Source organism: Leptospira adleri (assembly GCF_002811985.1).
In the GTDB taxonomy this organism is placed as follows: Bacteria; Spirochaetota; Leptospiria; order Leptospirales; family Leptospiraceae; genus Leptospira; species Leptospira adleri.
Genome location: NZ_NPDU01000104.1, coordinates 1 through 12,083 on the forward strand (window position 1 = coordinate 1; position 12,083 = coordinate 12,083).

Here is a 12,083-nt window from a genome sequence, read left to right on the forward strand (position 1 = left end):
TAAAGCTCATGGCTTGATCGTGTGAGGAGAGCTCTTCTCAAGTTCTCATTTGTGCGAAACTTTAAGGACACTATCATTCTCCGCCCTCGTAATCTTGATCGGGTTCGTTTAAGAATATGGCCGCCTGGATCGGAAAGTAAACGTCTCCATAAAGATCCCGATGTAAAGTGTTGAATCCGCCTGCTCCGTATTTTAAAACGAGGGGTGTCGGTTTAGATTGTCCGTTATTGCGACATAGATTTTGAAATTCAGAAAGTTGATCCGGAAATTTCTTATCAATTTTCAATACGCGCATCCAAACGTTTGCGATAGGAGCCAAATAAGGATATAAGTATTCTCTGATATTTTGAACGGAATCCGGCAACGGATAATCGAAATATTTGTATTCTCCCGATCCGAATCTATATCGTTCCATCGTGATCGTTTTGCGATAGAGCGAGGGTTGATCGTAGATTAGGAGAAAATTTTTACAGTCGATAACCGAAAGCAATCTTGGGGCGACTGCAAACCCTTTTTCGTTGAGTTCTCTAGTCATAAGAGACCAATCGATTTTTTTAATTTTAGAATGGATCCGGATTTTAGAATCCGGTTTGCGATTGTTTGAGCGGCTTTTCATTTCTAAAGTATATCGCTTTGACGGTATTCTTAAAACCCGATTCTTGCTAAATATAAGGGTAAAGATTCGGCGAACGAAAATTTTACGGGAGGGAACGAGATCCGCGTTTTGCGGATATATTCTTGAAATATTTTAGTTTTTCGGTTTACAATAAAGAATATATCGTTAATTATAGATATATAGATATGAAAAAAAATCAAGGATTGGATTCGGAGGTTCAAGAATTTTTATCCGCTTTAGCCAGTGAGACTCGCCAAAATCTGCTCGTCTCCTTTACGGATGGTAAAGAAAAAACCGTGGGGGAACTGGTCGAAATTTCAGGGTTAGGGCAGTCCACAATTTCCACTCACTTGAATCAGCTAAGAAAAGGCGGTATTCTGCTTAGAAGGAAATTGGGAAAAGAAGTCTACTATAAACCGAATAGGGAAAAGATTCTGGAACATTTATCCAAACTTAACGGTTACCTTCGCGGGTGTTGTTGATTTTTTTATTTAAAATATCGTTAAATTTAGATATTTAGGAGTATAGCGTGGTTGTGAATTTGAAAGATATTTTGAAACGAGTCGGATTTCCGATTCTATTTTTTACGTTTGTTTGGATTCTCTTTCAGAGTCAGGGAAATGTATGGGTCGGTTACGGATCGATTTCCGTTATGGTTTTAGCGGGAATTCTTTTAGAGAGATTGATTCCGTTCGAGGATCAATGGAACCGGAAGGATTCCGATCTTAAATCGGATTTCGTCTTCTTTCTCATCCAGCCGGCCTTGGCCCCTCTGACTGGAAATACGATCACTCTGATCACGATCGGGTTGATGAGTTTATTTGGGATCGAGTCGCCTAATCTAGGAAAGACGTCATTGCTCTTTCAAGTGATTCTCGGAATGTCGTTGTCAGGTTTCATTCCTTATTGGTTACATCGGATCGCTCATATTGGAGGAGGTTTTTTTTGGAGAGCGCACGCGATTCACCATTCTCCAAAGAAGTTGTATTGGATGAACGCTTTTCGTTCTCATCCGATTAACACCGTCTGGAATACGGCGGGTCTATTATTGCCTTCCGTGATTCTCGGCCTGCAAACTGAAGCGGTGATGATCGTCGGTTTGCTGAATAATTTTGTATCGATTTTTAATCATATGAATATCGATTTCCGCTTAGGGATTCTAAATAGGATCTTTAATATGAGTGAGTTGCACCGTTGGCACCATTCTCGAATTCCGTCCGAAGGGAATCGTAATTTTAGTTCCGGCGCTCTTTCCGTTTGGGATCAAATATTCGGATCTTATTTTTTGCCGGATCGAAAGATAGATTCTCTATCCGTCGGCTTATTCGAACCCCGGACCTATCCTTCTGGATCCTTAATCAAACAATTTCTATTTCCAATTTGTAAATGTTCTTAAACCTTTTCTTGAGCGATAGCGGGCTCGATTATATTTGCTTGTCGCTCAAGATTCTTTCTTGTAGAACTTCTAAAAACTTTGCAATCGTTTTAACAACGACTGTTGTTAAAATCAACCGAGGATTATGATTTCATTTTTAAAAAGAAAGTTAGACGTCATTCAAAGGATCGGAGAGGTTTCGGTCATTCCCACTTTTGTAAGTACCGGTATTCTGTTGGCCTTTGTTTTTATTCCTTTTCTTCGCGAATTTTTCGAAAAAAGATCGGATGCGGTTTTTTGGCTGATCTCCCCTTTTTTCCTGAGCGCTGGAACTTTGTTCGCAACTAAATTCGGTTTATCGGTGATGATCACGGGAAGGGCGAAACAATCGGTGATTCCCGGCGTCTTTGAACCTGAGATTCCGGACTTTTTAGCGAGAATTTTCGGTTTTTTTTATTTCTTATTCGGAAGTATTGCCTTGCTCATTGGATCTATCTTGCTCGTTTTTGCGATCTTTCATTTGTTTTAATCAAGAGAGCGGAAGTAAAGCGGGTTCGGGATCCATTTACAATTCGTTCGCGTCCACCAATAGAAAGTTAGGCGAAACTTGACGGAGTTTTCTTTTGGAATAGGATCCTTTGTCCAAATTCGCTTTTTGTTTCCAGATCATTCCGTCGATCGTGTTCGGGCCGTTCTTTACTTGATCGTAAAGTTGAGAAGCGGATTTCTTTTTTCCAAGCACGGATTGTGTTCTCGCCCACCAGAGTTGAGATTGCGCTTTTCTACAAGGACCGGTTTCCAATTGTGATGATTCTTCGAAAAGATCGGAAGCCTCCTTCCATTGTCCCGTCTCCAATTTAAGAATCGCCTGGAGAAACGAGATGGACGGATCCTTTTGGACAAACCCTTTTGCTTTTTCCAAATGGTCCAAAATTTCGGCTACTCCTCCGAGTTTCGAATCGTCGTTGATCAACATCGCTTCTTTGTAATGTTGAATCGCTGCGTCATTCTTGGATTGATTCTTTTTATTTTTTGAATCTTCTTTAGGATCTATAATTTTATAACCCGGAGTTTCGGACCAGGTGATCGGAATTTCAAGATAAGGTCCGCCGCCGGTCGGAGCACATCCAGTCGAAACATACAGTTTTTGAGCTTCCGGACTCATCACTACCGATTTCACGGAAGTTACCTGACGAATTGTAGATCCCATGATTCTGGATTCTCCGCTCTGTTGATCGATCGTGTCGTTTAACAATTCTTGCAGATCTTTTACGCTCGTTCCTCTGGAAGATTGACTCGCGAGAATTTCATGAGCCCTTTTGTACCGACTTAAACTGTGATTGTAGAATACGGGAGAAGCCACAATTTCACCGCCTTGTAATTTCGGACTTAGATAGTGATTGGTGTTAACGATCGATTCCGAACCCGGTTCCGAATAGATCACATCCATATCCCCGTAGTTTGTTTCTATGATCGCCGCTTTCGGTCCTTTCTCTTGATAATTGGTTGCGATCGCACCCCAAGTAGAATCGATCTTGTGTTTTCGCGCGATCTCAACCGCCTCATCAATGTTAGTCGCTTCGGATATGATCTTATGTCCGAAGTCGATGACTCCTAATCCGCTAAATCCCACCTTCTTATGAAACCTCGTATGGAAAGATAGAGTTAGACCCGCTTCGTTAAACGCTGTGATACCCGGTGCGTCCGCTCCTCTGCAAGTGACGTATCCGTATCTAAGTCCTTTTACGGGATTGCAAAATACGACGATCGGTCTTAGATCCCAGACGTCTACTCCGGGAAAATCGAAATTTCGAGCGTGGTACAACATTCCATCCTTGCTCCGATTTCCCCAGACGACCGCGCTCGTGCACGCCGGAGCCAGTTGTGTTCTTCCGATTTCTCCTACGTGCGCGAGTTCGGGTAACATTTGAATCATTCCCAAAAGGCCCACGGAGTTTTGAAACGCGTCCATCGTAAAAAGATCTCTTTCGGTTTTAGGGCTTTGACCGGCCGCTCTAAGCGCGGCGATTGTCCTTTTGGAAAAATCCGCAGGTCGATGTCTTCGCATTTGATTTTGAGCCAATTTAAGAAAGATGGATAAGAATCCTTTGGCGAGTATGTTTCTTCGATTTCTAGGCAGACTTCCCAATAGAAGATTGCGCGCCATTACGGGATAATAATCGAAGATCGGCTCGAATTGTCCGATAGTCTTCATGATTTCTCCGAATTGGATTCCCATCTCTTCCTGGGTTCCTTTCAATTGTAATACTGCAAGCGGATGTGTTTGACGGTTCATGAAGTCGACGATATCACAGCAAAGAATCGGTATCGACCTCACCGATCGGACGGGCTGTGCGGTCTTATCGGATAGGTCTTTGATAGTAAGAACCGAATCCGATTTTTTAAATGTGGAGTCGAAAGAAGTTATGGAATTTCTGAATTCGGGTTTGACTTACTTCGTTTATTTCGGAGCGGGGAACGCTTTCTTTTATTCGATCTTAGAACTCATAAAGAAGAGTGAGATCGATAAAACTCTCGTGGTAATTCTTTTTCTTACCGGTAGCATTCTACTCAGGTATTCTTGGTATTTCGAACCGGATCTTCTCGGATTTCCTTACGTGTTTTTTCTTTTATTCACCTCGATCACTCTGGTAGGGCCGCTCGTTTACGTTTACGTGAGATCTCATCTTCAAAAAATTTCAGAAGAACGGATCTTATGGAATGAAATCGTCTTTAGATATTGGTTTCATTTTGTTCCTTCAGTTTTATTTTTTTTGTTTGAAGTCGTTTATTATTTTCAAGAATCGGACAAACTCAGGGAACTTATCTTTCATAGTTCGACTCGATTTCAATGGGATCCGATTCACTTTGCGACTTTTTTGGCGTGCATTCAAGTTTCATTCTATTCCATTTTATGTCTTCGGGTCTATCGTCAAATTTCTGAAAGATACGAGATCTATGAATTGAAGTTGGTTTGGGCCATTCTTCTTTTACCCGTTTTTGCGAACGTAATGATCGGATCCGCTTTCTTTCTTAAAAACGAAATTCTTTTTAAGCTGGGAGCGAGTTGCATCAGCACGGTCGTTCTTTTGTTGTTCGTCCTTCGTGAAAATCATCCGGGGTTTTTCAACGAGATGACGGTCGCAATCCGGAATTCGAAGTATCAGAATACGATTCTTCTTTCGGAGGATATAGAGAAGGCTAACGTCCGCTTGAGCGATCTGATGGAAAATAAATCCTTCTATCGAGACGGGGATTTACGTTTGATCGATCTCGCGGCGGGTTTAGGTTTGAGCCTGCACCAGACTTCCCGTTATCTCAACGAAGTGCATCGGATGAGTTTTTACGAACTCCTAAATCATTATCGGGTAAAAGAGGCCTGTAAACTTTTGATTGAAGATTCCCGAAAAGCGGTTTTGGACATAGGATTTGAGGTCGGTTTTAATTCGAAATCGGCGTTTAATTCCCAGTTTTTGAAGGCGACCGGAGTTTCGCCGGCCGTCTTTCGTAAAAATAAAACACAGGAAAGGAAAAGGTTGGAATTTAAATAAATTAGAATATTCTAATTTTTTAAATATATTTATGACGTGCTTTTGTCTTTTGCGGGTTCGGCCGCCGGAGCCGGAAATACATATCTGAAAATATTTTGAATTTATTCGGATCTTCGATCCTTTTTTCAAAAAAGACTTTCCGATTTCTCCTTGGAGGAGATGTCTTCCAGGCATCGTTCTCCCTGAAGGCGATTTTTACGGGAAAGGATTTGTTTGGAAACCGGGTAGGCTCTCATCTTCTCGGAAGGGAAGGTTTGGAAGAATTCGGATATTGATTCTTTCAAATTCATTTTTTCGTCGAGCCAAGCCTCGTAATTTTCGGGAGGAAGAAGGACCGGCATTCTTTTTTTATCATGATAGAGCGAAAAGAGTTCGTTCGCCGGAGTCGTGATGATCGAGAAAGTCTGGAGCGATTCTCGAGTTTGCGGATCCGTCCAGCGGGAATAGATTCCGGCCATTCCGAAAGGTTCATTGTCTTTCATTCGGATCGCATAGGGTTGTTTGTTTCCCGCGGGTCCTTGAGATTCGTAGATCGCATCGCAAGGTATAATACAACGATTGTGAAGAATCGATTCTCGGAAGGATTTGAGTTCGAAGATGGTTTCCGATTTAGCATTGAATGTCGTAAATTCAAAGGCGGATTTTAAACTCTGGGACCAGGGAGGAACCAGCCAGAACATCGCGTCTTCTACGGTGTAATCGATTCCGGGTTTTAATATGATCAGCGCTCCTTCCGTAAAGGAAACGTTGTAACGATCGGGCGCTTCGTTTATCGATTTTGTAAAGCGAAATGCGTTGGATCTTGCCCATCTGGAAGTTTGTGCAAATTTGTTACACATAAGGATTGGATTCTTTCCAAGGATTGAAGACGGATTGAATCCGTCAAGATAGGAACGGGCTTCTGTGTTTCGGGTCCTCGTTTTGATCTTCGTTTCTAAAAATTTAATATGAGTCGCGTTTTTACAATCCTTTGGGCGGATTTTGTGCTATAAAGATTTTCTGATTCAGAGGAAAAGATGAACCAAAAATTAATACTCAAGAAAAATATTTCCATTCAGGCCCCGCTCTCAAAGGTTTGGAATGCGATGATCGATCCGGAAGTGATCAAACTTTATCTTTACGGAACTCAAGCGATTTCCGATTGGAAGGTCGGAAGTCCGATCGTTTTTACGGGGGTTTGGGAGAATCAAACCTACAGAGATCACGGAACCATTCTGAAATTTGAAAAGGAAAAAGTCTTTCAATACGACTATTGGAGCACCTTTTCCGGAATTCCGGATATTCCGGAAAACTATTCGGTCATTACTATGGAGTTGGGTTTGGACGGAACTTCGACATCTCTCACTCTAACACAGGAAAATTTTCCCACGGAAACATCCTATGAACATTCGAACTCGGGCTGGGATCATTCTCTGAAGATCTTAAAGGAAATTCTCGAGAAATGATTCTGCCTTTTTTAGGGTCAATGCGGCAGAGATGTGGAGCGTGCGAAGCAGTCGTCTCGAATGAGACGACCGAAGGCGAAAGCCGGAGCGCGGAACAAGCTCGGTCCTGCGATTTGCAGAAGTTCGTTTTTTTATTTCGAACCGAGCGAGCAGGAGCCGCCCGTGTGATTTTACGCCGGAGTCTCGATCTTGGAAAGAATTTCCCGGATTTTTTCTTCGCTTCCTTTCGGGGTAAGAATCAGAAGAACATCACCTTCTTCTAATTTAGTTTTTCCTGTTGGAACTATGTGTCCGTCGCCCCGGTAGATCAATGTGATCAGGGAGTTTTCCGGAAAATTTAAAGAATAGACGAACTTTCCTACCACGCTCGATCCGTAAGGAACGATGAATTCCAAAAGGTTGGAATCGCTCTGTTCGCGATTTTCGAATTCGAACGGATAAGAAGCCCTCTGTTCCAGAGGTGCGTCGAGTCCTAACCACTTTACAACCTGAGGAACGCTGGTTCCCTGAAAGAGAAGTGAAATCAAAACGGTAAAGAATACGAGGTGAAAGATTTTCTCAGATCCTTCGACTCCTTGTGCGAAAGGAAACGTCGCCAAAATAATCGGCGCGGCGCCTCGAAGTCCGATCCAAGAAACGAGAAGTTTTTCCCTTACGTTGTATCCCGATCGAAAAAGCGAGATGAAGACCGCCGTCGGTCTCGCGAAAAATACGAGAAAGAGGGAGAATAGAATTCCCGTTCCGAACAACGGAGGAATTCTGCTAGGATATACAAGCAAGCCTAACGTTAAGAACATGATGATCTGCATCAACCACGCGATTCCGTCCAAGAATCTGAGATTACTCCGTTTATGAACGAAGGATTGATTCCCCAACACAAGTCCCGCGATATAAACCGCTAAGAACGGGTTTCCTCCGATCAATTCCGTCGCGGAATAAACGAACAATACGGAAGCCGAAATCAAAACCGGATACAATCCTTCGTATTCGAGTTTGATTCGATTGAGTCCTCTGAAGATCAAATATCCGAAGACAAGCCCCGCCGCGGTTCCGATCGAAAATTGCATAAAAATATGAAGAGCCAATTCTCCCGCTTTCGGCGGGTTTGGTCCCAAAAGACTCAAGATACTAACCGTTAAAAGAACGGCTAACGGATCGTTGCTTCCCGATTCGAGTTCTAAAAGAGAAGTGAGTCCCTTTTTCATTCCGGTGTTTCTGGTTCGAAGAACGTTGAATACGGCGGCGGCGTCCGTCGAGGAAACTACCGCTCCCAACAAAAATCCGATGATGGGCGAAAATCCGAGGACATAGACCGAAAAGAAACCCATCGCCGCCGCCGTAATCAAGACGCCCAAGTTCCCAAGAACGATTCCTTTCCAGAGGACCGGTCTTATCTTTTGCCATTCTGTTTCCAACCCTCCGGAAAAGAGGATATAAGCGAGTGCGATCGAACCCACTTGTCTTGCGAGGAGGGGGTTGTCAAAATCAATTCCTCCGGGGCCGTCCGAACCCGCGGCCATTCCGATCAAAAGAAAGAGAAGAAGAGAAGGGAGTCCGAACTTGGAAGAAATGCGGAGAAGTCCGATGCTGAGAATGATCAGTCCGGATAAAACGAGAGTGGTGATTTCAAATTCCATTCAATACCGTAGGTGAAAGATTTCATTTTATTGATTGCAGAAGAGAAGTAGAATTTTCTCTTTTTTTTCAACGTTTCAAGAAATGACTCCGAGGAGTTGTTTTCAGGTCGTTGTTTAGACCCGAGAAGCGCTTGGATTCGTACCGTCTTATGTCCTTTTTTCTCAAAATCTCCGAATTCGTACAAGGAATTTTCGTACAAGTTTTCCGCTTCCTCCTTCGCAACTTTTACTCCTGGATTTGGGAAAATTTCTTTGGAAGAATCGAATCCTTCCGTATTCTAAAGATCCATTTCTTTGGAGTTTTTGTAACTGAAGATTTTATCCTTGGAAAGCGGATCGTTTTTGAAAACCGCTTTTTTGTCGTTTTATGATTCGATTAGATTGGATTCGAAAAGGGTCCAAATAGGAATTGGATTTATTTGTGCTCTTTTAAAACGTGGAAGTGAATTCAAATTTTTGAATATAGGAGTTTTGACTTTATGTATATCCCGAAAGCATTCGAAGAAACAGATGAAAATAAATTGATCTCCTTTATCCGAGAGAATTCTTTCGGAATTATTACTTCCGGTTCGGACGCTTCTCTGGAAGCGAGTCATATCGTTCTTCATCCTGAAAAGAATGAAACCGGAAAACTTTTTCTTTTCGGACATTTTGCTCGTGCAAACAATCATTGGAAGAATATAAAGGGTCCGGTCTTGGTGGTCTTTCCGGGCGCTCATTGTTATATTTCCCCTACATGGATTGGGGAAGCGCATTCTGTTCCTACTTGGAATTACGCTGCAGTCCATATATCCGGCAATCTGAGTTTTTTGGACGATCTTCAAACTCAAGAGAGAGTCGCTCAGCTTGTTTCTTCTTATGAAACCGAACCTTCCAAAGATTGGAAACTGGACTTTGACGATTCTTACTTTCAGAGAACGATCAAGGGTCTTGTTGCGTTTCAGATCGAGGTCACAAAATTGGAAGGCAAATTCAAGTTGAGTCAGAATAAATCGATCGAGATTCAGACCAGAGTGGCGGAAAAACTTGAACAGATGGCGGACGATAATTCTAAGACGATCGGTCGTTGGATGCGGGAAAATTTAAGTCGAGAGAATTCTCAATAAAAAGATGAGGAAAAGGAAGAATTCTTTGCAAAGTTCGGTAGAACGGTTCTGATCTGCGTCGATTTTTTTTTGAAAAAATGTCACAGTTGCCCAGCCGCGGTTCTAAGAAATCAAATACGAATCTTGGAGATTTTATAATTATGAACGGCCTGCAAGAAAGCGAAATAGGATCGGAAATCGTCGTGGAATGGGCGCCTTTTTAGTTATCGGAGGTATATAATGAGGAAGAATTTCTTTCAGCATCTTCTTCCCTTCAAACGGACTTTTTGGAAAAGCAGAACGGCTTTTTGAAGAGAGAACTTTTCAAAGGGGAAGGACGTCGATGGGTGACTTGGGTTATTGGAAAAATCGTGAAGCCGCAGAACTTGCGATGAGAAAGTTCCTGCAAGCCCTTCCTGCAATACTTACTTCGCATTTATGACGGAAGCCGATCCAAAGAATCTGCACCTAGGCTTGCAGATTTTTTCTATAAGGTGTTCCTTTGAATCTGTGAAAAATTGACCGAGTTCGAATGAATTCGTTTGTTGAAGAAAAATATTCGGAAGAGGACGAGAGTCTTCTCGTTTTCGGCTCAATCGGGAGATCCCGTTTCCATAGAAAAAATCGTAAAGGCTATCAGGCTTGGATTTACAACGTGGTTCTACACCTGCTTTACGACCCGGAGGCGGCGGCAGATCTCACTCAAGAAATTTTGATTCAAGTGATCGGGAAATTACCCCAATTTCTCGGTGAAAGTCGGCTTGCGACCTGGATCTACAAGATTGCTTTGAATTACGCGTTTAGGGCGAAAAGAAGCGAAGCGAAAAAAATATCCAGAGCGAGAAAGGATTTCTATCAATTCATGAATTCGAAATGTGGATTGGTTCGTAATGAAAACCCTTGTCGATGCGCTCGAAAGACAAAAGGTTTTAATAGAATTGGGAATCGTAAATCTGAAAGAATTAAAATTCTTCAAAGAATCCCTCCGATCTATCTATCCAGGAATGTGCGCGGGAAAAGTCAACGTTGTTTGATGAGTATGTGGAACCGCGTTATGCTCCTTTGTATCGTAAACATAAATTCTTAATTCCTTCGGACCGATCTGATAAAATTCGATCTATGCCGCGGGATTCTAAATTTCGGGCGGTCCTTGAGCTAAATGATTTCTGAAGTTTTGGATGGCTTCGTTTTTTTAGAATGAACTGAATTTTTTCGGATCGGTAATCGGATTTTTTGTCCGCAGTGAAATATTCCGGAACCGTTTTCGGTATGGGAATCTTATTGTTAAATTCCGATCAGGAACTTAGGTCCAGACTTCAGGAACCTCAATGTGAGGTTGTTACTCTTCTCGTTTCGAAATTCAAGTTGTCACAATATAACGAGAAAGATCGTAAGAGATTGCCGAAGAGGATTCCGAATCTTCTGCGGATTTATGGAAAGTATTTAACTTCCGCGAAACGTTTGGGTAAGGGGGCTGGAAAGACTTCTTATCAGGAGAGCGTTGGACGGGGGAATATGGTGAGGATCAATGTTCGTTTGGACACCGGAAGTTGGGTCTTGCTGGGAACTCTGGCGCAGGCTCATGGGGTGTCTCGCTGTTTTTTGTTCAATTATCTTTTGTGGTTGGATGAAGTCGGAGTTGGGAGTTCTATTGTGAGAACTATGAATGAGGGAGGTCCTACCTTTCACAGGAATTACAGTTATATCCTCCACCTCGATATCTTAGAAAATACCGTCGTTCGTCAACTCGAATGCCAACCCGACCACACTTTTTACGTCCTCGACCCACGCGACTGGTATAATTTCTAACCGCAGGCTTAAAGAATTCAAAAAAATCGAACATTACAAACGCGCGCTTTCGATCGAAAAATCCTAAGCCCGCGCTCGGCGTTTCTCAAAAAAAAACATTCAAAAATCCTAATTTTCTATGAAAGATTCAAATAACTCCGCACTTTTTTCCGAATCGAAACGACAAGAACCCGCCGGAAATCGTAAAAATTCATAGCAACTCATTATAAACTCAGCAAAAAGAAGATATGATAAGAATCCGGATCGGAACACAACGAGTTCAATTTTATTCAGTAAAGAATCTACCGTTCCATCCTCGATCGAATCAAAAAAACGAACTCCCCTTGACAGAAAAATCGACCAACTCCCATCGTGAACAAATGGAACCACTTAGCTCCAGAGAAAGATTGATTCAAACGACGGCCCAGCTTCTACAAGAGAGGGGATTTCACGGAACCGGGTTGAAAGACATTCTAAAGTTAAGCGATACTCCGAGCGGTTCCTTGTATCATCATTTTCCCAATGGAAAGGAAGAATTGACCGCCGCCGCGATTTGTTTTTCCAGCCGTTCGCCCGCGCTTGAAAT

The 12,083-nt window shown here is 42.5% G+C and carries 13 protein-coding genes; 9 read left to right on the forward strand and 4 right to left on the reverse strand.

What is annotated here, in order from left to right; translation table 11 throughout:
- Positions 1-73: 73 nt before the first annotated feature.
- Positions 74-616: a 2OG-Fe(II) oxygenase gene (locus CH376_RS22370; protein ID WP_100786833.1), complete on the reverse strand. Its 543-nt coding sequence runs from the start codon at positions 614-616 to the stop codon at positions 74-76.
- A 185-nt stretch (positions 617-801) separates the two neighbouring features.
- Here CH376_RS22370 and CH376_RS22375 point away from each other — a divergent pair, with 185 nt between their 5' ends.
- The 3 genes from CH376_RS22375 (at position 802) to CH376_RS22385 (ending at position 2,520) form a co-directional block, all read left to right on the forward strand.
- Complete coding sequence (locus tag CH376_RS22375) at positions 802-1,098, forward strand: ArsR/SmtB family transcription factor (protein WP_125231960.1); 297 nt, start codon at positions 802-804, stop codon at positions 1,096-1,098.
- Between the two features lie 53 nt (positions 1,099-1,151).
- Complete coding sequence (locus CH376_RS22380; RefSeq protein ID WP_125231959.1) at positions 1,152-2,012, forward strand: sterol desaturase family protein; 861 nt, start codon at positions 1,152-1,154, stop codon at positions 2,010-2,012.
- 124 nt (positions 2,013-2,136) lie between these two features.
- Entirely contained in the window at positions 2,137-2,520 is a 384-nt protein-coding gene (locus CH376_RS22385; protein WP_100786830.1) for a hypothetical protein, read from the forward strand.
- A gap of 36 nt (positions 2,521-2,556) precedes the next feature.
- Here CH376_RS22385 and CH376_RS22390 read toward each other — a convergent pair whose 3' ends face one another.
- Positions 2,557-4,287 (reverse strand): C45 family peptidase, encoded by a 1,731-nt coding sequence (locus CH376_RS22390; RefSeq protein WP_243394782.1) that lies wholly within the window; start codon positions 4,285-4,287, stop codon positions 2,557-2,559.
- Here CH376_RS22390 and CH376_RS22395 point away from each other — a divergent pair.
- Positions 4,286-5,542 carry an AraC family transcriptional regulator gene (locus tag CH376_RS22395; protein ID WP_338063567.1) on the forward strand — a complete coding sequence of 419 codons (1,257 nt, stop codon included), beginning with the start codon at positions 4,286-4,288 and terminating at the stop codon, positions 5,540-5,542. The genes CH376_RS22390 and CH376_RS22395 overlap by 2 nt on opposite strands.
- A 125-nt stretch (positions 5,543-5,667) precedes the next feature.
- Here CH376_RS22395 and CH376_RS22400 read toward each other — a convergent pair whose 3' ends face one another.
- Positions 5,668-6,381, reverse strand: coding sequence for an SOS response-associated peptidase (locus tag CH376_RS22400; RefSeq protein ID WP_100786829.1), 714 nt, complete (start codon positions 6,379-6,381; stop codon positions 5,668-5,670).
- Positions 6,382-6,558: 177 nt separating this feature from the next.
- On the opposite strand from CH376_RS22400, the gene CH376_RS22405 reads away from it, so the two are divergent.
- Positions 6,559-6,987 carry an SRPBCC family protein gene (locus CH376_RS22405; protein WP_100786828.1) on the forward strand — a complete coding sequence of 143 codons (429 nt, stop codon included), beginning with the start codon at positions 6,559-6,561 and terminating at the stop codon, positions 6,985-6,987.
- Positions 6,988-7,157: 170 nt separating this feature from the next.
- Here the strand turns inward: CH376_RS22405 and CH376_RS22410 are convergent, their stop codons facing one another.
- The gene (locus tag CH376_RS22410; protein ID WP_100786827.1) at positions 7,158-8,624 is read right to left on the reverse strand and encodes a potassium/proton antiporter; all 1,467 of its coding nucleotides are present in this window, start codon (positions 8,622-8,624) and stop codon (positions 7,158-7,160) included.
- Positions 8,625-9,103: 479 nt separating this feature from the next.
- Here CH376_RS22410 and CH376_RS22420 point away from each other — a divergent pair, with 479 nt between their 5' ends.
- From CH376_RS22420 to CH376_RS22440, 4 genes are all read left to right on the forward strand, one after another.
- A complete protein-coding gene (locus CH376_RS22420) occupies positions 9,104-9,730 on the forward strand; it encodes an FMN-binding negative transcriptional regulator (RefSeq protein WP_100786825.1) in 627 nt (208 codons plus the stop codon).
- 511 nt (positions 9,731-10,241) lie between these two features.
- Positions 10,242-10,796 (forward strand): RNA polymerase sigma factor, encoded by a 555-nt coding sequence (locus CH376_RS22430; protein ID WP_243394781.1) that lies wholly within the window; start codon positions 10,242-10,244, stop codon positions 10,794-10,796.
- Between the two features lie 182 nt (positions 10,797-10,978).
- Positions 10,979-11,518 carry a DUF1564 domain-containing protein gene (locus CH376_RS22435; RefSeq protein ID WP_100786852.1) on the forward strand — a complete coding sequence of 180 codons (540 nt, stop codon included), beginning with the start codon at positions 10,979-10,981 and terminating at the stop codon, positions 11,516-11,518.
- Positions 11,519-11,877: 359 nt separating this feature from the next.
- Positions 11,878-12,083, forward strand: a 206-nt coding sequence (locus CH376_RS22440) for a TetR/AcrR family transcriptional regulator (RefSeq protein WP_133124672.1), incomplete at its 3' end; no start/stop codon positions are given.